We start from the raw sequence: 24,789 nt of genomic DNA, 5'->3' as shown, positions 1-24,789 counted from the left end.
TTGCGCTCTTGTTGTTGTAATGCGGGAGAGGGCTTACCAGCGTTCATTCCATGGGCGCAGGTCCAGCTCGAAGGTCCAGGCATCCCGAGGCTGACTGTGCAGATACCAGTAATTTTCGGCAATGTGCTCTGGCTTGAGAATGCCGTCCTGATCCTTGGTCGCGTATTTCTCGGGAAAGCTGTTGCGGATGAAATCGGTGTCGATCGCACCATCAACCACAATGTGGGCGACATGAATGTTCATCGGCCCCAACTCTCTCGCCATGCTTTGTGCCAATGCGCGAATGCCATGTTTGGCTCCAGCGAAAGCGGCGAACCCTGAAGCACCGCGCAATCCGGCAGTGGCACCGGTGAACAGAATCGTGCCGCGCTGCCGGGTCACCATGCGCTTGGCCACTTCACGGGCATTGAGAAAGCCGGAGAAGCAGGCCATCTCCCAGATCTTGAAATATTTGCGTGCGGTTTCTTCGAGAATGCTGCAGGGCACGTTGGCACCGATGTTGAAGACAAAGGCCTCAATCGGGCCGACTCGGGTTTCGATGTCTTCAATCAGCGCGATGACGTCTTCTTCCTTACGTGCATCGCAGGCGAAACCATGAGCCTCACCGCCCTCAGCGATGATTGCGTCAACCAGTGGCTGCAGTTTTTCGGCGCTGCGCCGGGTCACGCAGGCAATGAAACCCTCACTGGCAAAACGCTTGGCAATCGCTCCGCCCGTGGCATCCCCGGCCCCGACAACCAATACGACCTTCTTGTTATTCATGGGTGAATCCCTTTGGGTTAACGATCGTTTAGTTAACGAACGTTATGCTAGGATTCGGGCAGCGTCAAGGCGAGCTATTTCAGGAGATGACATGCGTTATTCGGCCGGACACAAATCGGAAACCCGCGAACGGTTGCTGCAAAGCAGCGCGCTGTCGGCGAAAAAATCGGGGTTTTCCACAGTGGGCGTGGATGGCCTGATGAAAGCCATCGGTTTGAGTGGCGCGGCGTTCTACAGCCACTTTTCATCCAAGGATGCCTTGTTCGCAGCCATCGTCGAGCGGGAGTTGAGCGAGAGTCTTGAGCGTCTTGGCGGGCAGGGCGGTGCGGATCGGCAGCGACTGGAGCGTTGTCTGAAGCATTACCTGAGCATGGCCCACGTCGAACAACCCGAGGTCGGTTGCGCGCTGCCGACCTTGGGCGCGGAGATTGCCCGTGCCGATGTGCAGGTGCGTGAGCAGGCTGAAGAGTGGATCTGTCGTCTTCAGCAAAGCTGGGCGCAGATACTGGAAAGCGAAAGTCTGGCCTGGTCGGTACTTTCGCAATGCGTGGGTGCGTTGGTGGTCGCGCGGATGCTGGCAACACCGGACGTGCAGCGTACGGTGTTGCGCTCGAGTCACGAGGAAATTACACGTCAGCTCGCTTTGCCACGAGCCGAGTAGTTATTTGCAGATGACGATCATGCTGCGGCTGGTATAACCGGCGGGGTTCAAGCCGAACGGATAGTCACCAGGTTCCTCTACCGCATCCCCGGATTTGGCGATCACCTTGTAGCCCTTGGGGCGCAGGAGTTGGCGGCGCTGGTGTAACACTTGTCCCATGAGGATGAAAGTCCGGAACAGTTGATATGCAGCCCCTTCTTGCCGCGTTTGACCTGGGTTTCCGAGGTCGCTGCGCAACTCGCGATCGCCAGAAGGGCGATCAATAGCAAAATTCGTTTCATTACCATCCTTAATAGCGGCCACGAGTCTGGTGCTCGGGTCTGCCTGTATTCGCTCGCGTTTGCAGCGTTGTGCCGTCCTTTGCGAAAAAATCCATGCCTGGCGATGGGTTACGAAGCTAAACATGGCCTAAATGAGCGCCAATTACCAGAGTCAGTTTGATTACGCCTCAGTCGGCCGCTACCGCGGGCTTTGCTCCGTTACCCATGGTCATCGTTGCGCCCACGGAAGCCAGGATAATGCACAGGATGGCCAGCCATTGTGACAATGAAAGGTATTCCTGGAGAAAGAGCAGGCCTGACAGCGCGCCGAATGCCGGTTCGATACTCATGAGCGTGCCGAAGGTGCGTGCTGGCATTCGAGTGAGGGCGACCATTTCCAGGGTGTAGGGCAGGGCGGTGGATAGAATGGCGACTCCGATAGCAATCGGAATCAGTGATGGTGTAAGCAGCGCAGCGCCGGCATGAACGATTCCGATCGGCGCCACGAACAGCGCGGCGATCATCACGCCCAGCGCAGCCGTCGTTACGCCATTGTCGGCGCCAGCCTTCTGCCCGAACAAAATGTACAGCGCCCAGCAGACCCCGGCTCCCAACGCATAGCCCGCACCGACCAAGTCAATGCCAGCAGTTGTTGCTCCAGTGGGTATCAATAGAAGCAAGCCGGCTGCGGCGAGAGCGATCCAGACAAAATCGATGGCGCGACGTGAGGCATATATAGCTACAGCCAGCGGGCCGGTGAATTCCAGCGCAACGGCGATGCCCAGCGGAACCGTCCGTAAGGACATATAGAAGAGGAAGTTCATTCCGCCCAGTGCCATTCCGTAGACGATCACGGTACGAAGGGACTTGGAGGTCAACTTTGCACGCCATGGGCGCAGTATCAGCAGCATGATCACGCTGGCGAAGATCAGGCGCAGCGTGGTGGTTCCTTGTGCGCCGATAATCGGGAACATGCTTTTGGCCAGAGAAGCACCTGACTGGATGGATGCCATGGCGATCATGAGCAGGCCCACCGGAAACAATGTCGAGGCGAGAGAGCGGGGTTGGTCATTCATTGCGTGGCAGCATCCAAGGCAAAAACAGTATTGTTGTGGGGATGGGCAATATACTGCGCATCGGAGTGGGCTGCGTCTATATATAGAGGCGCTTTTTACTCTTTTGGAAGAAAAGCGAAATTAACGGTTGACGGCAGATTCCAGAGGTCTATAATTCGCCCCACTTCCGGCGCAGTCGAAACGGAAAACTCCTTGAGATTCAAAGAGTTACGCAGTTTTCGACAGCGGCTTGCTTCAGATCATCGAAGCCTGGAAGGAGTTGAAAGAGCATTGATGTGTAGCTCTTTTAACGGTTCGATCTTCTCGGTCGAAAGCGGAGAAAAAGAGGTGTTGACAGCAGCGATTAACGCTGTAGAATTCGCCTCCCGCTAACGAGAGATCGGAAGCGCAAGTGTTTGAAGTTGTTGAAGAATTCTTCGAAAACTTCTGAAAATAATCACTTGACAGCAAATGAGGCTGCTGTAGAATGCGCGCCTCGGTTGAGACGAAAGATCTTAACCAACCGCTCTTTAACAACTGAATCAAGCAATTCGTGTGGGTGCTTGTGCAGTCAGACTGATAGTCAACAAGATTATCAGCATCACAAGTTACTCCGCGAGAAATCAAAGATGTAACCAACGATTGCTGAGCCAAGTTTAGGGTTTCTTAAAAACCCAAAGATGTTTGAACTGAAGAGTTTGATCATGGCTCAGATTGAACGCTGGCGGCAGGCCTAACACATGCAAGTCGAGCGGATGAAAGGAGCTTGCTCCTGGATTCAGCGGCGGACGGGTGAGTAATGCCTAGGAATCTGCCTGGTAGTGGGGGACAACGTTTCGAAAGGAACGCTAATACCGCATACGTCCTACGGGAGAAAGCAGGGGACCTTCGGGCCTTGCGCTATCAGATGAGCCTAGGTCGGATTAGCTAGTTGGTGAGGTAATGGCTCACCAAGGCGACGATCCGTAACTGGTCTGAGAGGATGATCAGTCACACTGGAACTGAGACACGGTCCAGACTCCTACGGGAGGCAGCAGTGGGGAATATTGGACAATGGGCGAAAGCCTGATCCAGCCATGCCGCGTGTGTGAAGAAGGTCTTCGGATTGTAAAGCACTTTAAGTTGGGAGGAAGGGTTGTAGATTAATACTCTGCAATTTTGACGTTACCGACAGAATAAGCACCGGCTAACTCTGTGCCAGCAGCCGCGGTAATACAGAGGGTGCAAGCGTTAATCGGAATTACTGGGCGTAAAGCGCGCGTAGGTGGTTTGTTAAGTTGGATGTGAAATCCCCGGGCTCAACCTGGGAACTGCATCCAAAACTGGCAAGCTAGAGTATGGTAGAGGGTGGTGGAATTTCCTGTGTAGCGGTGAAATGCGTAGATATAGGAAGGAACACCAGTGGCGAAGGCGACCACCTGGACTGATACTGACACTGAGGTGCGAAAGCGTGGGGAGCAAACAGGATTAGATACCCTGGTAGTCCACGCCGTAAACGATGTCAACTAGCCGTTGGGAGCCTTGAGCTCTTAGTGGCGCAGCTAACGCATTAAGTTGACCGCCTGGGGAGTACGGCCGCAAGGTTAAAACTCAAATGAATTGACGGGGGCCCGCACAAGCGGTGGAGCATGTGGTTTAATTCGAAGCAACGCGAAGAACCTTACCAGGCCTTGACATCCAATGAACTTTCCAGAGATGGATTGGTGCCTTCGGGAACATTGAGACAGGTGCTGCATGGCTGTCGTCAGCTCGTGTCGTGAGATGTTGGGTTAAGTCCCGTAACGAGCGCAACCCTTGTCCTTAGTTACCAGCACGTTAAGGTGGGCACTCTAAGGAGACTGCCGGTGACAAACCGGAGGAAGGTGGGGATGACGTCAAGTCATCATGGCCCTTACGGCCTGGGCTACACACGTGCTACAATGGTCGGTACAAAGGGTTGCCAAGCCGCGAGGTGGAGCTAATCCCATAAAACCGATCGTAGTCCGGATCGCAGTCTGCAACTCGACTGCGTGAAGTCGGAATCGCTAGTAATCGCGAATCAGAATGTCGCGGTGAATACGTTCCCGGGCCTTGTACACACCGCCCGTCACACCATGGGAGTGGGTTGCACCAGAAGTAGCTAGTCTAACCTTCGGGAGGACGGTTACCACGGTGTGATTCATGACTGGGGTGAAGTCGTAACAAGGTAGCCGTAGGGGAACCTGCGGCTGGATCACCTCCTTAATCGACGACATCAGCTGCTGCATGAGCTCCCACACGAATTGCTTGATTCATTGAAGAAGACGATAGAAGCAGCCCGAAATTGGGTCTGTAGCTCAGTTGGTTAGAGCGCACTCCTGATAAGGGTGAGGTCGGCAGTTCGAATCTGCCCAGACCCACCAATTTTGTGTGGGAAACGCCTGTAGAAATACGGGGCCATAGCTCAGCTGGGAGAGCGCCTGCCTTGCACGCAGGAGGTCAGCGGTTCGATCCCGCTTGGCTCCACCACTACTGCTTCTGAAGTTTGAAAGCTTAGAAATGAGCATTCCACCGGTTCGGTGATGAATGTTGATTTCTAGTCTTTGACTAGATCGTTCTTTAAAAATTTGGGTATGTGATAGAAAGATAGACTGAACGTTACTTTCACTGGTAACGGATCAGGCTAAGGTAAAATTTGTGAGTTCTCTTAGTTGAGAAATTCGAATTTTCGGCGAATGTCGTCTTCACAGTATAACCAGATTGCTTGGGGTTATATGGTCAAGTGAAGAAGCGCATACGGTGGATGCCTTGGCAGTCAGAGGCGATGAAAGACGTGGTAGCCTGCGAAAAGCTTCGGGGAGTCGGCAAACAGACTTTGATCCGGAGATGTCTGAATGGGGGAACCCAGCCATCATAAGATGGTTATCTTGTACTGAATACATAGGTGCAAGAGGCGAACCAGGGGAACTGAAACATCTAAGTACCCTGAGGAAAAGAAATCAACCGAGATTCCCTTAGTAGTGGCGAGCGAACGGGGACTAGCCCTTAAGTGGCTTTGAGATTAGCGGAACGCTCTGGAAAGTGCGGCCATAGTGGGTGATAGCCCTGTACGCGAAAATCTCTTAGTCATGAAATCGAGTAGGACGGAGCACGAGAAACTTTGTCTGAATATGGGGGGACCATCCTCCAAGGCTAAATACTACTGACTGACCGATAGTGAACTAGTACCGTGAGGGAAAGGCGAAAAGAACCCCGGAGAGGGGAGTGAAATAGATCCTGAAACCGTATGCGTACAAGCAGTGGGAGCAGACTTTGTTCTGTGACTGCGTACCTTTTGTATAATGGGTCAGCGACTTATTTTCAGTGGCGAGCTTAACCGAATAGGGGAGGCGTAGCGAAAGCGAGTCTTAATAGGGCGTCTAGTCGCTGGGAATAGACCCGAAACCGGGCGATCTATCCATGGGCAGGTTGAAGGTTAGGTAACACTGACTGGAGGACCGAACCGACTACCGTTGAAAAGTTAGCGGATGACCTGTGGATCGGAGTGAAAGGCTAATCAAGCTCGGAGATAGCTGGTTCTCCTCGAAAGCTATTTAGGTAGCGCCTCATGTATCACTGTAGGGGGTAGAGCACTGTTTCGGCTAGGGGTCATCCCGACTTACCAAACCGATGCAAACTCCGAATACCTACAAGTGCCGAGCATGGGAGACACACGGCGGGTGCTAACGTCCGTCGTGAAAAGGGAAACAACCCAGACCGTCAGCTAAGGTCCCAAAGTTATGGTTAAGTGGGAAACGATGTGGGAAGGCTTAGACAGCTAGGAGGTTGGCTTAGAAGCAGCCACCCTTTAAAGAAAGCGTAATAGCTCACTAGTCGAGTCGGCCTGCGCGGAAGATGTAACGGGGCTCAAACCATACACCGAAGCTACGGGTATCATCTTCGGATGATGCGGTAGAGGAGCGTTCTGTAAGCCTGTGAAGGTGAGTTGAGAAGCTTGCTGGAGGTATCAGAAGTGCGAATGCTGACATGAGTAACGACAATGGGTGTGAAAAACACCCACGCCGAAAGACCAAGGTTTCCTGCGCAACGTTAATCGACGCAGGGTTAGTCGGTCCCTAAGGCGAGGCTGAAAAGCGTAGTCGATGGAAAACAGGTTAATATTCCTGTACTTCTGGTTATTGCGATGGAGGGACGGAGAAGGCTAGGCCAGCTTGGCGTTGGTTGTCCAAGTTTAAGGTGGTAGGCTGAGATCTTAGGTAAATCCGGGATCTTAAGGCCGAGAGCTGATGACGAGTTACCCTTTGGGTGACGAAGTGGTTGATGCCATGCTTCCAAGAAAAGCTTCTAAGCTTCAGGTAACCAGGAACCGTACCCCAAACCGACACAGGTGGTTGGGTAGAGAATACCAAGGCGCTTGAGAGAACTCGGGTGAAGGAACTAGGCAAAATGGCACCGTAACTTCGGGAGAAGGTGCGCCGGTGAGGGTGAAGGACTTGCTCCGTAAGCTCATGCCGGTCGAAGATACCAGGCCGCTGCGACTGTTTATTAAAAACACAGCACTCTGCAAACACGAAAGTGGACGTATAGGGTGTGACGCCTGCCCGGTGCCGGAAGGTTAATTGATGGGGTTAGCTAACGCGAAGCTCTTGATCGAAGCCCCGGTAAACGGCGGCCGTAACTATAACGGTCCTAAGGTAGCGAAATTCCTTGTCGGGTAAGTTCCGACCTGCACGAATGGCGTAACGATGGCGGCGCTGTCTCCACCCGAGACTCAGTGAAATTGAAATCGCTGTGAAGATGCAGTGTATCCGCGGCTAGACGGAAAGACCCCGTGAACCTTTACTATAGCTTTGCACTGGACTTTGAATTTGCTTGTGTAGGATAGGTGGGAGGCTTTGAAGCGTGGACGCCAGTTCGCGTGGAGCCATCCTTGAAATACCACCCTGGCAACTTTGAGGTTCTAACTCAGGTCCGTTATCCGGATCGAGGACAGTGTATGGTGGGTAGTTTGACTGGGGCGGTCTCCTCCTAAAGAGTAACGGAGGAGTACGAAGGTGCGCTCAGACCGGTCGGAAATCGGTCGTAGAGTATAAAGGCAAAAGCGCGCTTGACTGCGAGACAGACACGTCGAGCAGGTACGAAAGTAGGTCTTAGTGATCCGGTGGTTCTGTATGGAAGGGCCATCGCTCAACGGATAAAAGGTACTCCGGGGATAACAGGCTGATACCGCCCAAGAGTTCATATCGACGGCGGTGTTTGGCACCTCGATGTCGGCTCATCACATCCTGGGGCTGAAGCCGGTCCCAAGGGTATGGCTGTTCGCCATTTAAAGTGGTACGCGAGCTGGGTTTAGAACGTCGTGAGACAGTTCGGTCCCTATCTGCCGTGGACGTTTGAGATTTGAGAGGGGCTGCTCCTAGTACGAGAGGACCGGAGTGGACGAACCTCTGGTGTTCCGGTTGTCACGCCAGTGGCATTGCCGGGTAGCTATGTTCGGGAAAGATAACCGCTGAAAGCATCTAAGCGGGAAACTTGCCTCAAGATGAGATCTCACTGGAACCTTGAGTTCCCTGAAGGGCCGTCGAAGACTACGACGTTGATAGGTTGGGTGTGTAAGCGCTGTGAGGCGTTGAGCTAACCAATACTAATTGCCCGTGAGGCTTGACCATATAACACCCAAGCAATTTGCTGACCTGAGAAGGCACCAGATTGCGGTGTGTGAAGACGAAACGAACCGAAAGTTCGAAACGCACAAACACCAGCTGTCACATACCCAATTTGCTGAAGCGAGACCATCTGGTCACGAGTCAGTACCCGAATTTCTTGACGACCATAGAGCGTTGGAACCACCTGATCCCATCCCGAACTCAGCAGTGAAACGATGCATCGCCGATGGTAGTGTGGGGTTTCCCCATGTGAGAGTAGGTCATCGTCAAGATTAAATTCCGAAACCCCAATTGCGAAAGCAGTTGGGGTTTTGTTTTGCCTGCGAGAAAATTTTTCAGGCTGCAATCGGGTAAATTCATCCTGAAGTGGACGGCCGGTTTTGGTATGGTGCAGCTCGTTTTTTTAACGGACTGATGTCCTGACCACGGATCGGCACTCATTTATGTCAAAGAGTTGCTGTAGAAATGCCTGAACCAATCCCGATCAAGGATCATGAAAAAGAAACGCGGCTGGTCAATAAACGATTGATTGCCTGTGCTCTGTTCGTCTTTGCCATCAGCTGTGCTCTGGTGGTGCGCCTGTACATCCTTCAGGTCGTAGAGTTCGACTACCATTCGACCATCTCCGAAAACAACCGTGTCCATGTCCTGCCGATCCCGCCAACGCGCGGATTGATCTATGACCGCAACGGTGTGTTGCTCGCCGACAATCGCCCCAGCTACAACCTGACCATCACCCGTGAGCGCGCAACTGACGTCAATCAGGAGCTGGACGAAGTCATCAACTTGCTGCACCTGCCTGCCGAAGACCGCACGGTATTCGACAAGGCGATGAAGCAATCCCGGCATCCGTTCACACCGGTCACCCTATTTTATGAGCTGACGGAAGAGCAGATTGCCGTCCTGGCGGTTAACGAGTTTCGCTTACCGGGACTTGATGTCGAACCGCAGTTTGTCCGGCACTATCCCCTCGGCGCGCATTTCGCCCATTCGATCGGTTATGTCGGTCGGATCAATGAAAAAGAATCAAAACTCTCGACTCCGTTGAATACCGTGGTACGCAGTCCATCGGTAAAACTGGTATCGAGCGTTTTTATGAAACGCAGCTGCATGGCCATGTCGGTTACGAAGAAGTCGAAACCAACGCTCAAGGCCGAGTGCTGCGGGTACTCAAGCACACCGATCCGGTGCCCGGCAAAAACATCGTTCTGAGCCTCGACGTGAAATTGCAGGAAGCCGCCGAAGCCGCGTTGGGTGATCGCCGTGGATCCGTGGTTGCTCTTGATCCATCCACCGGAGAAGTGCTGGCCATGGTCAGCAATCCCAGCTTCGATCCGAATCTGTTCGTCACGGGTATCAGCTCAAAGGAATACTCGGCGCTGCGGGATTCCATTGACCGGCCGCTGTTCAACCGAGTATTGCGCGGCCTGTACGCCCCAGGCTCGACGATCAAACCAGAAGTCGCTATCGCAGGCCTGGACGCCGGCGTCGTGACCCCACAAACCCGCGTCTTCGATCCCGGCTACTACCAACTGCCGGACTTCGACCACAAGTACCGCAACTGGAACCACAGCGGTGACGGCTGGGTGGACATGGACGCGGCGATCATGCGCTCCAACGACACTTACTTCTACGACTTGGCGCACAAGCTCGGCATCGATCGTCTGCATGATTACATGGCGATGTTTGGCCTCGGTGAAAAAGTCTCGCTGGACATGTTTGAAGAGTCTCCCGGTCTGATGCCGTCGCAAGCCTGGAAACGCGCAACGCGGCGACAGGCCTGGTATCCCGGTGAAACCGTTATTCTTGGCATCGGCCAAGGCTACATGCAGGTCACGCCGCTGCAATTGGCCCAAGCTACTGCACTGATTGCCAACAAAGGAATATGGAATCGGCCGCACCTGGCCAAATCGGTCGACGGCGTAGCGCCGGTCGACGAGCACCCGATGCCGAACATCCTGCTCAAGGACCCGCGCGATTGGGAGCAGGTCAACCACGGTATGCAGATGGTCATGCACGATGCTCGAGGCATTGCCCGTGCGGCCGCTGCGGGGGCGCAATACCGCATCGCCGGCAAGAGTGGTACGGCGCAAGTGGTGGCGATCAAGCAGGGGGAACGCTACAACCGCGAAAAAACCCTCGAGCGTCACCGTGACAACGCTTTGTTTGTTGGATTCGCACCGGCAGAGCATCCAAAGATCGCCATCTCGGTAATGATCGAGAATGGCGAGGCAGGAGGCCGAGTGGCAGGGCCAGTGGTCCGGCAGATCATGGATGCCTGGTTACTCGATCAGGATGGCCACCTGAAGCCCCAATATGCTGCGCCGAGTAAAGCACCGGGTGATCCGCACGTCTGACGCATGGTGGCTCCGCAGCGCAGGCTCACGCTAGCTGAGCCTGCGCTTACGCCCCAGGAACCGGGCAACTCATGTCACCTTCCTCACATTTCAAATATTGCTTGAGCGCCTCGACACGCGTCTTGGTCATGCTGGTCAGGCAATCGCTGTAAATCAATGGATAAACACTCCCGCCCGCCACTCCTGATGCCGAAAATTTGCATTCCGAGTCCCGAAATCCAATCCATGCCCGCTGTGCGCCCACCAACAGCTTCTTGCCGTCTGGATTGTCTTTCAAGCGTGCGGTGATCTGCTGGTAAACCGCGTTCAATTCCTTGTCTGCCGCTTTGAACGCTTGCCCCGCGCATTGATTCATCGTCGCCTGATCGCTGGCGTTGGCACAATCATCGGCGGCATGGGCGAAAGGGAAAAACAAAAAGGGCGCGAAGGCTAGAAGCAGATGCTTTGACATGAGGTTCTCGCTGTATCAAGTGGAAGGAGCAAAACAGTGTAACGATGGTCAGGTGCGTGACCTGGAAGCTTCCAGCAAGCGATCCGCCGTGGCTGCGATTTCCTCGCCTTCATGCAGCTGCTCCAGCCAGTGTTCCGGGATCGCCCGAACGCCATAGTAAGCGCCGGCCAACTGACCCACGATAGCCGCTGTAGTATCCGCATCATCTCCGAGATTGGCTGCTTTCAGTACCGCGTCAGCGTAGGTCTGCGTTCGATGGAAACACCACAAGGCAGCTTCCAGCGATTGCACGCTATAGCCGCTGCCTTTGATTTCGTTTTCCGTTTTATCGAGGTAATCGCCCTGCGCGATAGCAACCACCTTGGGCTGGGAAAGCTCTAACAATGGCGACCGGCGAAGCTGTGTTTTCTCCGCACCCTCAAGCGCTCTCGTGATCAGATCAGCCAGCAATTGGCAGCACTCAATTGCCTCCGGCGCGGCATGGGTTGTGCGCGAGCAATCGGCAGCGGAGGTCTGGATCTGTCGAAAATCAGGAAAATAGAACAGCACGACGGGCGCCAATCGCATCAGCGATCCGTTGCCGGCAGTTAACGGGTCAGTCGAGCCTGCGAAAGGCTCCCCGGTTCGCTGATACTGTTCCAGCGCCTGGCTGACCGTCATGCCGATGTCGAAACATTCACCGGTGGAACTCAGGTATCCCCATTTCCACCAATTGAGGTAGCGGCCCATTTGATCGGCCGCGTCAAAACCGTTTTTGCGCAGCAGGCTCTCGGCTAGACAAAGTGCCATTGAAGTGTCATCGGTCCACTGCCCTGGCTTGAGCTGGAACGGGCCGCCGCCGACCATGTCGCTCAGCGGCTGGAATGATCCTCGCGGCTGGAACTCAACTGTTGTGCCGACCGCATCGCCGCAAGCCAGGCCGAGGAGGGCGCCGCGGTATCGATCGGCAAGTGAGGGCTGCATGATTCGTCCTTGTTTCTGCGGATTCGCTGGAAAGATAACAGGTCAAGCGGCGCCGATCACAGAGTGCAAACTGCCGCAGGATGTGTCCGCTCGAATCGATGTCTGCAGCGCCTGGATACAACTTCGCATTGGACATGTGGTCATACAAGCCTAGTGTTCAGAACAGGAGGTGACGTATGAAACCAGTACCTAACAGTTTCGAACGCAAGATCACGCTCAAGGCGTCGCGTTCCCACGTCTGGCGCGCATTGGTCGATGCGGAGGCGTTTGGCCAGTGGTTTGGCGTGGCGCTCGAGGGCCGGCGTTTCATTGCCGGCGAGTGGACGCAGGGCCAGGTCACTTACCCCGGTTATGAACACGTATTGTGGAATGTGCTGATCGAGCGGGTCGAGCCGCAGCAGTTGTTTTCTTTTCGCTGGCACCCGTATGCGGTCAACCCGAAGATCGACTATTCACAAGAGCCGACCACACTGGTCAAGTTCGAATTGCAGGACTTCGAAGACGGCACTCTACTCAAGGTCTCGGAATCCGGCTTCGCGCACATCCCTGATATCCGTCAGAAAGAGGCGTATTACATGGACAGTCGCGGTTGGGAGGAGCAATTGAGCAGGCTTGAACAGTTTCTCGCCGAAAGCGCCAAGGCTCGCGAAAGCGGCGGTGCCTGACGGGCCTAAGGGTTTTCGGAAGTGTTTGTATGGCGAATGTCTTACACGCGTTAGTAGCTTTTACGACTATTGCTGATTGGATCCACTGGGTAATCTACACACATCAACTGGGACACAGGGAGTGTTTCAGGATCATGGACGATCGACCATTGCAAGGATCGCTGCCGACAGGGAGTCGATAATGGTCTTGGGAAAAACCCGCTTCGGCGGGTTTTTTTCGCCTGTACGTAGGGGTTGTCGAAGGCTGCGATCTTTTGATCTTGCTCTTATAAACCCAAGTCAAAGAGATCGCAGCCTGCTGCGAATGTCACCCCGTTACGAAGCAATCAACTGCCGCAACACATAATGCAGGATCCCGCCGGATTTGAAGTACTCGACCTCATTCAGCGTATCAATGCGGCACAGAACTTCGATCTTTTCCTGACGCCCATCCTCGTGAGTAATCACCAACGGCAGGTTCATTCGCGGCGTCAGTTCAACGCCGGTCAATCCCAAAATCTCGAACGTCTCTTTGCCGGTCAGGTTGAGACTCTTGCGATTCTGATCAAGCTTGAACTGCAACGGCAGGACGCCCATCCCGACCAGATTGGAGCGGTGAATACGCTCGAAGCTTTCTGCGATCACCGCTTTGACGCCGAGCAGATTGGTACCCTTGGCCGCCCAGTCACGGCTTGATCCGGTGCCATATTCCTGGCCGGCAATCACCACCAGAGGCGTGCCCGACGCTTGATATTTCATGGCTGCATCGTAAATCGCCATTTTTTCCCCGGTGGGGATGTAAATTGTGTTGCCACCTTCCTCGCCCCCGAGCATTTCATTGCGAATTCGGATGTTGGCAAACGTTCCGCGCATCATCACTTCATGGTTGCCACGACGTGAACCGTAGGAGTTGAAGTCGCGCGGCTCGACACCTTTCTCCTGCAGATAACGCCCAGCGGGGCTGTCGACCTTGATATTGCCGGCGGGGGAGATGTGGTCTGTGGTTACCGAATCACCGAGCAAAGCCAATACCCGCGCGCCTTTGACATCTTTCACCTCCGGCAGAGGACCGGAAATATTGTCGAAGAAAGGTGGATGCTGGATGTAGGTCGAATCGTCCTGCCACACGTAAGTCGCCGCTTGCGGTACCTCAATGGCTTGCCATTGCTCGTCGCCGGCAAACACTTCGGCGTATTCCTTGTGGAACATTGCAGTGTTGACCTGATTAACCGCCTCGGCGATTTCCCGGCTGCTCGGCCAGATATCGCGCAGATACACCGGATTGCCCTGTTGATCCTCGCCCAGCGGTTCGCTGCTGATATCGGTACGCACACTGCCGGCCAATGCGTAGGCGACAACCAGCGGTGGCGAGGCCAGCCAGTTGGTTTTCACCAGCGGGTGCACGCGACCTTCGAAGTTGCGGTTGCCGGACAGTACCGATGCGACGGTCAGATCGGCTTTCTGAATGGCTTTCTCGATCGGCTCCGGCAGTGGCCCGGAGTTGCCGATGCAGGTGGTGCAGCCATAGCCGACCAGCGAAAAACCGAGTTGATCGAGGTACTGCGTCAGTCCGGCAGCCTTGTAGTAGTCGGTGACGACTTTCGAACCCGGCGCCAATGAACTCTTCACCCAAGGCTTGCGCGTCAGCCCTTTCTCCACGGCTTTCTTCGCCAGCAACCCGGCCGCCATCATCACGCTCGGGTTGGAAGTGTTGGTGCAGGAAGTGATCGCGGCGATGACCACAGCACCGTTTTTCAGGCGATAGGTCTTGCCCTCGTATTCGTAGTCCGCTTCGCCGACCAGATCGGCGTTGCCCACGGCGACGCCACCACCGCCCTCGCTTTCCAGGCGTCCTTCTTCCTTGCTGGTGGGTTTGAATTGCAGGTCGATGAAATCACTGAAGGCTTGCGCGACGTTCGGCAGCGAGACGCGATCCTGCGGACGTTTCGGCCCGGCCAGACTGGCTTCGACGCTGCCCATGTCCAGCGCCAGGCTGTCGGTGAACACTGGCTCCTGACCCGGCAGACGCCACAGGCCTTGAGCCTTGGTGTACGCCTCAACCAATTTCACTACTTCCGGCGGCCGGCCAGACAAGCGGAGGTATTCCAGCGTGACATCATCGACCGGGAAGAAACCGCATGTCGCTCCGTACTCTGGAGCCATGTTGGCGATCGTTGCACGGTCGGCCAGTGGCAGATCGGCGAGACCGTCGCCATAGAATTCGACGAATTTACCGACCACGCCTTTCTTGCGCAGCATCTGCGTCACGGTCAGCACCAGATCGGTAGCGGTGATGCCTTCCTTGAGCTTGCCGGTGAGTTTGAAGCCGATCACTTCGGGAATCAGCATCGACACCGGTTGCCCGAGCATCGCCGCTTCCGCTTCGATCCCGCCAACGCCCCAGCCGAGCACGCCGAGACCGTTGATCATGGTGGTGTGGGAGTCGGTGCCGACCAGCGTGTCGGGGAAGGCGTAGGTGCGGCCATCCTCGTCTTTGGTCCACACGGTGCGGCCGAGGTATTCGAGGTTGACCTGGTGGCAGATGCCGGTGCCCGGCGGTACCACGCTGAAGTTATCGAACGCACTCTGGCCCCAGCGCAGGAAGGCATAGCGCTCGCCGTTGCGTTGCATTTCGATGTCGACGTTCTGTTCAAACGCACTGGCGCTGCCAAACCTGTCGACCATTACCGAGTGGTCGATCACCAGATCCACCGGCGACAACGGGTTGATCCGCTGCGGATCGCCGCCGGCCTTGGCCATTGCCGCACGCATGGCGGCGAGATCGACCACGGCGGGAACGCCAGTAAAATCCTGCATCAATACACGGGCAGGGCGGTACTGGATTTCTCGATCGGAGCGGCGCTCCTTGAGCCAGGCGGCGATGGCTTTGAGGTCGGCGCCGGTGACGGTTTTTTCGTCTTCCCAGCGCAGCAGGTTTTCCAACAGCACCTTCAACGACATCGGCAGCTTGTCGAGGTCGCCCAGGCTCTTGGCGGCTTCCGGCAGGCTGAAATAGTGGTAGGTCGTGGCGTCGATTTGTAGGGTTTTCAGTGATTTCAGACTATCGAGGGACGGCATTACGATCACTCCTTTGAGTCCGCACGGCTACGGACTGAGGGGACGGGCAGAGCATTAAACCTAGCCCTGTTTTGAGTAGCTGGCTAATAACTGGACTCTATGGACGGAACCAAGGTTCCGACTTCGGCTATCATGCGCCGGTTTTCGTGACAGGCATTGCGGCAACGCAAGGCTTGAGCATCGCGCAGCGGTCGAATGATCGACCGCTGCCCAGGAGTAAGAATGAACACCCTATTCATGCATTGCCGGCCCGGCTTCGAAGGCGAAGTCTGTTCGGAGATTTCCGACCTTGCCGCCCGTCTCAATGTCGCCGGTTACGCCAAAGCCAAAACGGCTGCGGCCTGCGCCGAGTTTGTCTGCACCGAAGCAGACGGTGCCGAACGCCTGATGCGCGGGCAGCGTTTCGCCGAACTGATCTTCCCGCGGCAGTGGGCGCGCGGCTTTTTCATCGATCTGCCGGAAAACGACCGGATCAGCGTGATTCTCGCGCACATGGCCGATTTCCCGGTGTGCGGCAGTCTGTGGCTGGAAGTGGTCGATACCAATGACGGCAAGGAGCTGTCGAACTTCTGCAAGAAGTTCGAAGGCCCGCTGCGCAAGGCACTGATCGCCGCTGGCAAACTGGTGGAGGACGCCAGCAAGCCGCGTTTGTTGCTGACTTTCAAAAGCGGCCGCGAAGTTTTTCTCGGCCTGGCCGATGCCGGCAATTCGGCGATGTGGCCGATGGGCATTCCACGCCTGAAATTTCCCCGCGAAGCGCCAAGCCGTTCGACCCTGAAGCTGGAAGAGGCGTGGCACCACTTCATCCCGCGTGATCAGTGGGAAGATCGCCTGCACAGCGATATGACCGGTGTCGACCTCGGCGCCGCGCCGGGGGCTGGACTTGGCAACTGGTCAACCGTGGCATGCTGGTGACGGCGATCGACAACGGCCCGATGGCTGAAAGCCTGATGGAAACCGGGCTGGTCCAGCATCTGATGGCGGACGGATTTACCTTCAAGCCCAAGCAGCCGGTGGACTGGATGGTTTGCGACATCGTCGAGAAACCGGCGCGCAACGCCGCGATGCTGGAAGAGTGGATTGGCGAGGGACATTGCCGCGAGGCGGTGGTCAACCTGAAGTTGCCGATGAAGCAGCGTTATGCCGAAGTGAAGCGGCTGCTCGAGCGCATTGCCGATGGATTCAAGGCACGGGGATCAAGGTTGATATCGGCTGCAAGCAGCTGTATCACGATCGTGAGGAGGTGACTTGCCATCTGCGCCGGCACGACAGCAAAAAGCCCAAGTCCCGCTGAAGCAGAGCGAACTCTTGTGGGAGCGAGCCTGCTCGCGAAAGCGTCTTGTCAGCCGACATCAATGTTGGATGAAGCACCGCATTCGCGAGCAGGCTCGCTGCCACATGGGTTGGACGATATCCCAAGCAATGCGCGACAATGCCGGCCAGTTTCTGGAGTGAACCATGAGTGAAATGATCGATACCCCGGTCGACGGCACCCTCGACGCCACCGGCCTCAATTGCCCGGAGCCGGTGATGATGTTGCACCAGCACATCCGCGATCTGGTGCCCGGCGGCCTGCTCAAGGTGATCGCTACCGATCCCTCGACCAAGCGCGATATCCCCAAGTTCTGCGTGTTTCTTGACCATGAACTGGTCAGCCAGCATGAAGAGGCCGGTACCTATCTTTACTGGATTCGCAAGAAGTCCTGAATCTGGGCAAAAAGATCTGCAAATGCAGGTCTTTTTTATGGGTGATCAACCCGCCGAACGACTGATCCGGATTCGCTTGCGCGCACTGCGTGTCAGCCGGATTGACAGCATCAGCGCCGCGCAGCTCAAACCGACAATCAGACCCTGCCACAACCCGCTCGGGCCCCGTGGCTCGCCGAGCCAATCGGTCAGGCCCAGCGCGTAACCGACCGGCAAACCAATGCCCCAGTAGGCGAACAGAGTCAGGATCATCGTCACCCGCGTGTCCTGATAACCACGCAGCGCGCCGGCTGCTGTCACTTGGATCGCATCGGAAAACTGGAACAGCGCCGAATAGACGATCAGCATGGCCGCAATGTGAATCACCGTCGGATCAGCGGTATAGATCGCCGCAATCGGCTCGCGCAGAGCCAGCATCAGGCTCGCCGACAGGCAGGCGTAGGCCAGTGCGGTGCCCATGCCGACACCTGCAGCGAAACGCGCCTCACGGGGTTCCTCGCGGCCCAGCGCCTGGCCGACGCGCACGGTGACCGCCATGCCCAGCGAATAGGGAATCATGAACACCAGCGAGCTGACGTTCAGCGCGATCTGATGCCCGGCCACCACCGTCGCCCCGAGGCTGCCGATCAGCAGTGCAATCACGGCGAAAATGCTCGACTCGGCAAACACCGCGATGCCGATCGGTAAACCAATCGACAGCAGACGCTTGATCACCGCCCACTGCGGCCAGTCGAAGCGGCTGAACAGTTCGCTTGAGCGATAGGCTGGCGCCCAGCGTTCGTAACCGGCCAGGCCCAGCGCCATCACCCACATCACGATCGCCGTGGCCCAGCCGCAGCCGACGCCGCCCATGGCGGGCACGCCGAAGTGGCCATAGATGAAGATGTAGTTCAGGGGAATGTTCAGCGCCAGACCGCACAGGCCCAGCACCATGGCCGGGCGGGTGCGGCCGATGCCGTCGCTGGTGCAGCGCAGCACGTGATAAAAGGCCACCGCCGGCAAGCCGCTGGCGATGCCGTGCAGGTATTGCATGCACGGGCCGATCAATTCGGGATCGACCTTCATCAGGTGCAGCACCGGCTCGGCGGCGACCAGCATCGAGGTAGCGATCAAGCCGACGACCAATGCCAGCCACAGCGCCTGCCGCACGATCGGGCCGATTTCGCTGTGCTTGCCAGCGCCGAAACGTTGAGCGACTTTTGGCGTGGTGGCCAATAGTGTGCCGGTCATCAATAGAAACACCGGGACCCAGATCGAGTTGCCCAGTGCCACTGCCGCCAGATCCTTGGGCCCGACGCGCCCGGCCATCACCGCATCGACGAAGCCCATGGCGGTGGTCGCCAGTTGCGCGATGATGATCGGCAACGCCAGGGCGAGCAGATTTTTCAGCTCCAGACGAATCCGCGCTGGGCGAGTCAGGGAGACGGCGACAGGTTGGTCAGTTACAGGGTTCACAGGCAAAGCGTCCGGATAGTGTTGATACGCAAGGCGACGCATTCTACGCCGCTGACGCCTCGGTCAGGAAAAATCCTCTGTTGCGTATTTGTAAGCGCAAACCCTGCTGGCCGATCGACGCGTCTGCACCTAAACTGCCGATCCGCCCAAGGAGCCCGCCATGCTGATTGTTGCCGACGAAAATATCCCGCTGCTCGATGCTTTTTTGCCGGTTTCGGCGACATCCGCCGAGTCCGGGTCGCTCCATCGACCGCACGACGGTCGAGCAGGCCGATGTGTTGCTGGTGCGCTCGGTGACCAACGTCAATCGTGCGCTGCTCGAGGGCAGCAAGGTGCGCTTTGTCGGCACCTGCACCATTGGCACCGATCATCTGGATCTGGATTACTTCAACGAGGCCGGGATCTGCTGGTCGAGCGCGCCGGGGTGCAATGCCCGGGGCGTGGTCGATTACGTACTGGGCAGTCTGATGACACTGGCAGAAATCGAAGGGGTTGATCTGAGTCAGCGCACTTACGGCGTCGTCGGCGCCGGTGAAGTGGGAGGGCGCTTGATCAAGGTCCTCAAGGGCTTGGGCTGGAACGTCAAGGTTTGCGATCCGCCGCGTCAGGCCGCCGAGGGCGGCGATTATGTCAGCCTTGAACAGATCATCGAGCAGTGCGACGTGATCAGTCTGCATACGCCATTGACCCGCAGCGGCGACTCTGCAACCTGGCACCTGTTCGATCAACAGCGTCTGCAGCAACTCAAGCAGGGTGCATGGCTGATCAATGCGGCGCGCGGCCCTGTGGTGGATAACGCTGCGCTGCGTGAGGTGCTGCTGGAGCGCGAGGACCTGCAAGCGGTGCTCGACGTCTGGGAAAAAGAGCCGGAAGTTGACCCTGCGCTGGCGGAGCTCTGCGTATTGGCCACGCCACACATCGCCGGTTACAGCCTCGATGGCAAGCAACGCGGCACCGCGCAAATCTATCAGGCCTACTGCGCTTTCAGCGGTCAACCTGCGGCGATTCAGCTCAGCGATCTGCTGCCAGCAACCTGGTTGTCGGAAGTTTCCTTGCACGGTGACAGCGATCCTGCGTGGGCGCTGGCGATGTTGTGCCGGGGCGTGTACGACCCGCGCCGCGATGATGCGGATTTTCGCCGCAGCCTGGTGGGAAATGTCGCTGAACAGCGTGCGGCGTTTGACGTGCTGCGCAAGCAGTACCCGGTGCGACGCGAGATCGAAGGCCTGAAGGTGCGGATTGAAGGTGATGCGCTGGTGTTGCGGCAGATGGTTGAGGCGCTGGGGGCAACCCGTGTCCTGTAGGAGCTGTCGAGTGAAACGAGGCTGCGATCTCTTGATCTTGCTTTTGAAGATCAAAAGATCGCAGCCTTCGGCAGCTCCGACACGATACACAGCTAAATTACAGATACAAAAAACCCGGCCACTCAGGACCGGGTCAGGAAGACGGTGGCTATATCACTCTTGTTCGGCAGGCTTGACCAATCGCTTTTCCAGTTCGCGGCAGGCGTTCTGGATCATGTCTTCAGTGATCGGTACCTCGCGGCCCTGCTCATCGATAATCGAGCAACCCAGAGACTGGTCGGGTTGGGTGCGGATCACTTCAATCTTGTCTTCGCTGCTGTGTTGCAAGGACATGGCCTGTCTCCTCATCAGGTTGTGTGCCTAAGGTAAAACCGCCACGTGACCAGGCTGTGACAACTCCCTGCGGTCTGTCGGCGGGGCGGCATCTCTACTCAAACAGAAATGACGATTCGTCTCAACCGCAACCTTAGACCAATCGTTTCTAGCATCCGGACATCCCGGGCATATTTAACCTGACTCATTGTGATTTACAGAGTTCCACCCCATCTGGGTCTGTAGGCTGGCCCGATTCATCTGCGCAGACGTGAATTCCATGATCTCCATGCTTTCTTCCCGACACCGGCGCGCCCTGCGCCTGACCAGTCATTTTCTCCTGCCGTACCGCTGGCATGCTTTCGGCGCGCTGCTCGCGTTGATCGTCACAGCGGGCATTACGTTGTCGATGGGGCAGGGCATCAAGTTGCTGGTCGATCAGGGTTTCATGACCCGCTCGCCACATCTGCTCAATCAGTCCATCGGTATTTTCATGCTGCTGGTGCTCGGGTTGGCGCTGGGCACTTTTGCACGGTTCTATCTTGTTTCATGGATTGGCGAGCGCGTGGTCGCCGACATTCGCCGGCAAGTGTTCAATCACTTGGTGTATCTGCATCCGGGCTTTTATGAGGACAACCGCAGCTCGGAAATCCAGTCGCGCCTGACCGCCGACACCACACTGCTGCAGTCGGTGATCGGTTCCTCGCTCTCGCTGTTTCTGCGCAATCTACTGATGGTGATCGGCGGTGTGGTGTTGCTGTTCATCACCAATCCCAAACTGACCAGCATTGTCGTGATCGCCCTGCCACTGGTGATCGCGCCAATCCTGATTTTCGGCCGCCGTGTGCGCAATCTGTCGCGCCAGAGCCAGGACCGTATCGCCGACATTGGCAGCTATGTGTCGGAAACCCTCGGCCAGATCAAAACCGTGCAAGCCTACAACCACCAGGTGCAGGACGAGCAGCGTTTCGCCTCGACCGTCGAGCAGGCGTTCGAAACCGCGCGCAAACGGATCTTCCAGCGAGCGTGGTTGATCACTTTGGTGATCGTGCTGGTGCTTGGCGCGGTGGCGGTGATGTTGTGGGTCGGCGGCATGGATGTGATGGCCGGACGTATTTCGGCCGGCGAGCTGGCGGCATTCGTTTTCTACAGCCTGATTGTCGGCAGCGCGTTCGGCACGCTGAGCGAAGTGATCGGCGAACTGCAACGCGCTGCGGGTGCCGCTGAACGCATCGCAGAATTGCTGCGCTCGGAAAGCATCATCCAGCCCCCGGCGACCGGGGTGGTGACGTTGCCGGTGCGGGTCAAAGGTGAGCTTGAACTGCGCGACGTGCGCTTTTCCTACCCCTCGCGTCCGGAAAGCTACGCAGTCGATGGCTTGAATCTGGCGGTGAGAGCAGGCGAAACCCTGGCGTTGGTGGGGCCGTCAGGCGCGGGCAAATCTACGGTCTACGACCTGTTGCTGCGCTTCTACGATCCGCGCGAGGGGCAGATTCTCCTCGATGGCGTGCCACTGACCAGTCTTGACCCGCTGGACCTGCGCCGCTGTTTCGCGCTGGTCTCGCAAACTCCTGCATTGTTTTTCGGCAGTGTGGAAGAGAACATTCGCTACGGCTGCCCGACGGCCACGCTCGCGCAGGTCAAGGAAGCTGCGCGAATTGCCCACGCCCATGACTTCATCGAACAAATGCCGGACGGCTATCAGACTCACCTCGGCGACGGCGGCCTCGGATTGTCCGGCGGTCAGCGCCAGCGTCTGGCCATCGCCCGCGCCTTGCTGGTGGACGCGCCGATCCTGCTGCTGGACGAAGCCACCAGTGCCCTCGACGCCCAGAGCGAGCATCTGATCCAGCAGGCCCTGCCAACGCTGATGGAAAACCGCACGACACTGGTGATTGCCCACAGGCTGGCCACGGTCAAGAACGCTGATCGAATTGCGGTGATGGATCAAGGCAAGCTGGTAGCGGTGGGGACACATCAGCAATTGATCGCCAGCAATCCGCTGTACGCGCGGCTGGCGGCGTTGCAGTTCAATGATGGTCAGCCTGATTAACCGATCCAGTAACCGACTGGTAATGATCCATAAAAAAATGCCCGTATCTCACGATGCGGGCATTTTTCATTCTCATGCGGTCACTGCCTGCTCATTGATCATCAAAATATCGCTCATGCCAATCCACCAGCGGTTGCGGCGAGTTGAGCTTCTGGCCGTAGATCACCGAGTACGACAACACGTTCTGCACATACTGGCGGGTTTCGTCGAACGGGATGCTTTCCACCCAGACGTCGAAACTGAGGTGATCGGCACCGCGCAGCCACTGACGCACGCGGCCGGGGCCGGCGTTGTAGGCGGCGGAGGCGAGCACGCGGTTACCGTTGAACTGGCTGTGCACCTGGCTGAGATAAGCGGCGCCGAGCTGGATGTTCTTGTCCGGATCGAGCACTTGCTGGGGTGAGGCCAGTGGAATGCTGAACTTGCGCGCGGTTTCCTTGGCGGTGCCGGGCATCAACTGCATCAGACCGCTGGCGCCGACGCCGGAGCGCGCGTCGTCCATGAAGGCACTTTCCTGCCGAGTGATGGCGAACACCCAGCTCGAATGCAGGCCGCGGACCTTGGCTTCACGCACGAGGGTATCGCGGTGCGCCATCGGGAAGCGGATATCCAGGTCGTCCCAGTATTGCGCCTGACTGATGGTGCGGATCGCCGGGAAGTACCATTTCAGGTCGTAGGCCAGTTTGGCCTGGGCGACCATTTCATCGCGGTTGAAATGACGGCTGACGTGATACCACTCGCGACGCCCGTCGACGATCTGCCCGCGTGCATGAAACTCCAGCGCGCGGCGCACGCCGGGGTGTTACGGACCTTGTTGATCAGCGCCTGGCTGAGCACCAGCGGCTTGTTGTTCAGCGAGTAAGGCGATTGTGAACGGTCTGCGGCGAGGAAGCCGTAGAAGTCTCGTTCCCGCGCCAGATTCTTGTACAGGGTCAGCGCTTGCGGGTTTTGTGGCTGGGCCAGTTCCAGGCTGCGCGCCTGCCAGTAGCGCCAACGGTTGGTGGTGGCGAGGTCTTGCGGCAGGCGTTTGGTCAGCTCGTAGGCATCATTCCAGCGTGCCAGACGCAGCAGCAGGCGCAGGCGCCATTCCGAGACGGTGTTGTCGCGCAGTTCCGGATCGTATTTGGTCATTACGTCGAGCGCGCGGCTGTCGAAACGCCGGGCGAGGGTCAAGCCGATCTCGCGGGCGATCGCGACTTTTTCATCGCGAGAGAAATGCATGCTGCTGGCGTAACCGTCGAGCAGGGCCATGGCCTTGTCCGGGTCCTGCCGAGCGAGGCGGCGCAGGCCGAGGCTGACCACGTCGGACATCGGCTCGTCGGCCGGGGTGAAGCGCGACGGCTGGTTGAGCAGTTCGGGTTTCTGCGCCACGTCGACCAGCAAGCGACCGCGCGGGGCCAGGGTGGTCAGGCCGTTGATCAGGCTGTTGGCCAGCGGATAGTTGCGTGCCTGCGCGGCAAGTTTGGTGCGCTCCCAGCGTTTCTGCTCGGTCAGTTGGCCGTCGGCAGCCCAGATGCCGAACAGGGCGTCACACGCAGCCGGTTGCGATTTGCCGGTCAGCCAGAGTTTTTCCGCACTGGCATAGCCTTCAGCCTTCTTGTCGTGGCTGATCTGATACTGCGCGTTGAGGCAATCGAGCTCAGTGAAATTCAGTTTCGGGTCGTAATACTTGACGAAGGTCGCCCAGTCGCCACGGTCGGCGAGCCAGCGTAACCAGCGCAGTTTCATCCAGTTGGCTTGCGGCAGGTCACCGTGTTCGGCGAGGAATTTCTCGATTTCCGCGTTGCTCGCGGTCTTCAGGCGCGCGGTCAGTTCGTCGTAGGCCAGGTAAGGTTCGAGCGGGTAATCGGCGAGCGCCTGGCTGTAGCGCAAATATGGGCCGGTATCACCTTTGGCCAAGGCGCGCTTGGCTTCATCGTAATACTGGCGTTGGGTGGAAAGGTCCACCGCCTGGACGGATTGAGCGGCAGTGGCGGTAAGAAACAAGCAGGACAAAACACTGAAAAGGCGACTGCGCATGAGACATCCGGGCAGAGAAATCATGACAAGTGCCGATCGGGATCCGCACTGAATTGCCTGTAGCTTAGCCTTTTGCCAGCAAGC

General features: G+C 57.1%; 11 protein-coding genes, 2 tRNA genes, 3 rRNA genes and 5 pseudogenes. 12 read left to right on the top strand and 9 right to left on the bottom strand.

Annotated features, from left to right (window positions below):
• Window positions 1-33: 33 nt before the first annotated feature.
• Window positions 34-762: an SDR family oxidoreductase gene (locus tag LJU32_23040; GenBank protein ID WKV88309.1), complete on the bottom strand. Its 729-nt coding sequence runs from the start codon at window positions 760-762 to the stop codon at window positions 34-36.
• A 91-nt stretch (window positions 763-853) separates the two neighbouring features.
• Between LJU32_23040 and LJU32_23035 the strand changes: the two genes are divergently transcribed.
• Window positions 854-1,423, top strand: coding sequence for a TetR/AcrR family transcriptional regulator (locus LJU32_23035; protein ID WKV88308.1), 570 nt, complete (start codon window positions 854-856; stop codon window positions 1,421-1,423).
• Here LJU32_23035 and LJU32_23030 read toward each other — a convergent pair.
• Together LJU32_23030 and rhtA are read right to left on the bottom strand one after the other, a co-directional pair.
• Window positions 1,424-1,704, bottom strand: a pseudogene (locus LJU32_23030) (hypothetical protein).
• A gap of 167 nt (window positions 1,705-1,871) precedes the next feature.
• Window positions 1,872-2,759, bottom strand: a complete 888-nt coding sequence (rhtA, locus tag LJU32_23025) for a threonine/homoserine exporter RhtA (protein WKV88307.1) — start codon at window positions 2,757-2,759, stop codon at window positions 1,872-1,874.
• Window positions 2,760-3,424: 665 nt separating this feature from the next.
• Between rhtA and LJU32_23020 the strand changes: the two genes are divergently transcribed.
• The 6 genes and pseudogenes from LJU32_23020 to mrdA all read left to right on the top strand — a co-directional run bounded on the left by LJU32_23020 (window position 3,425) and on the right by mrdA (window position 10,719).
• Window positions 3,425-4,961, top strand: a 16S ribosomal RNA gene (locus tag LJU32_23020).
• 81 nt (window positions 4,962-5,042) lie between these two features.
• Window positions 5,043-5,119 (top strand) — tRNA-Ile (locus LJU32_23015).
• A 30-nt stretch (window positions 5,120-5,149) separates the two neighbouring features.
• Window positions 5,150-5,225 (top strand) — tRNA-Ala (locus LJU32_23010).
• Between the two features lie 247 nt (window positions 5,226-5,472).
• Window positions 5,473-8,365: ribosomal RNA gene (locus LJU32_23005) — 23S ribosomal RNA — on the top strand.
• A gap of 153 nt (window positions 8,366-8,518) precedes the next feature.
• Window positions 8,519-8,634 (top strand): 5S ribosomal RNA (gene rrf, locus LJU32_23000).
• The 16S, 23S and 5S rRNA genes sit together here with 2 tRNA genes alongside, the layout of an rRNA operon.
• 193 nt (window positions 8,635-8,827) lie before the next feature.
• Window positions 8,828-10,719: pseudogene (mrdA, locus tag LJU32_22995) on the top strand (penicillin-binding protein 2).
• A 46-nt stretch (window positions 10,720-10,765) separates the two neighbouring features.
• Here mrdA and LJU32_22990 read toward each other — a convergent pair.
• Both LJU32_22990 and LJU32_22985 read right to left on the bottom strand, forming a co-directional pair.
• Window positions 10,766-11,170 (bottom strand): lysozyme inhibitor LprI family protein, encoded by a 405-nt coding sequence (locus LJU32_22990; GenBank protein WKV88306.1) that lies wholly within the window; start codon window positions 11,168-11,170, stop codon window positions 10,766-10,768.
• 48 nt (window positions 11,171-11,218) lie between these two features.
• Window positions 11,219-12,133, bottom strand: a complete 915-nt coding sequence (locus LJU32_22985) for an ADP-ribosylglycohydrolase family protein (protein WKV88305.1) — start codon at window positions 12,131-12,133, stop codon at window positions 11,219-11,221.
• Between the two features lie 176 nt (window positions 12,134-12,309).
• Between LJU32_22985 and LJU32_22980 the strand changes: the two genes are divergently transcribed.
• Complete coding sequence (locus tag LJU32_22980) at window positions 12,310-12,798, top strand: SRPBCC family protein (protein ID WKV88304.1); 489 nt, start codon at window positions 12,310-12,312, stop codon at window positions 12,796-12,798.
• Between the two features lie 315 nt (window positions 12,799-13,113).
• Here the strand turns inward: LJU32_22980 and acnA are convergent, their stop codons facing one another.
• A complete protein-coding gene (gene acnA / locus LJU32_22975; GenBank protein ID WKV88303.1) occupies window positions 13,114-15,855 on the bottom strand; it encodes an aconitate hydratase AcnA in 2,742 nt (913 codons plus the stop codon).
• Window positions 15,856-16,077: 222 nt separating this feature from the next.
• Between acnA and rlmM the strand changes: the two are divergent.
• Window positions 16,078-17,149, top strand: a pseudogene (gene rlmM / locus LJU32_22970) (23S rRNA (cytidine(2498)-2'-O)-methyltransferase RlmM).
• Between the two features lie 164 nt (window positions 17,150-17,313).
• Complete coding sequence (gene tusA / locus LJU32_22965; protein WKV88302.1) at window positions 17,314-17,562, top strand: sulfurtransferase TusA; 249 nt, start codon at window positions 17,314-17,316, stop codon at window positions 17,560-17,562.
• A gap of 45 nt (window positions 17,563-17,607) precedes the next feature.
• Here the strand turns inward: tusA and LJU32_22960 are convergent, their stop codons facing one another.
• Window positions 17,608-19,059 (bottom strand): MATE family efflux transporter, encoded by a 1,452-nt coding sequence (locus LJU32_22960; protein ID WKV88301.1) that lies wholly within the window; start codon window positions 19,057-19,059, stop codon window positions 17,608-17,610.
• A 118-nt stretch (window positions 19,060-19,177) separates the two neighbouring features.
• On the opposite strand from LJU32_22960, the pseudogene pdxB reads away from it, so the two are divergent.
• Window positions 19,178-20,321, top strand: a pseudogene (gene pdxB / locus LJU32_22955) (4-phosphoerythronate dehydrogenase PdxB).
• Window positions 20,322-20,474: 153 nt separating this feature from the next.
• Here the strand turns inward: pdxB and LJU32_22950 are convergent.
• Window positions 20,475-20,654 (bottom strand): hypothetical protein, encoded by a 180-nt coding sequence (locus LJU32_22950; GenBank protein WKV88300.1) that lies wholly within the window; start codon window positions 20,652-20,654, stop codon window positions 20,475-20,477.
• A gap of 259 nt (window positions 20,655-20,913) precedes the next feature.
• Here LJU32_22950 and LJU32_22945 point away from each other — a divergent pair, with 259 nt between their 5' ends.
• Complete coding sequence (locus LJU32_22945) at window positions 20,914-22,686, top strand: ATP-binding cassette domain-containing protein (GenBank protein ID WKV88299.1); 1,773 nt, start codon at window positions 20,914-20,916, stop codon at window positions 22,684-22,686.
• 91 nt (window positions 22,687-22,777) lie between these two features.
• Here the strand turns inward: LJU32_22945 and LJU32_22940 are convergent.
• Window positions 22,778-24,705: pseudogene (locus LJU32_22940) on the bottom strand (transglycosylase SLT domain-containing protein).
• Between the last annotated feature and the right edge of the window lie 84 nt (window positions 24,706-24,789).

The sequence above is a fragment of the Pseudomonas sp. B21_DOA genome, assembly GCA_030544685.1.
In the GTDB taxonomy this organism is placed as follows: domain Bacteria; phylum Pseudomonadota; class Gammaproteobacteria; order Pseudomonadales; family Pseudomonadaceae; genus Aquipseudomonas; species Aquipseudomonas fluorescens_AO.
Note: the sequence above shows the minus strand (reverse complement) of the source record. Positions and strands in the feature narration are given on the sequence as shown.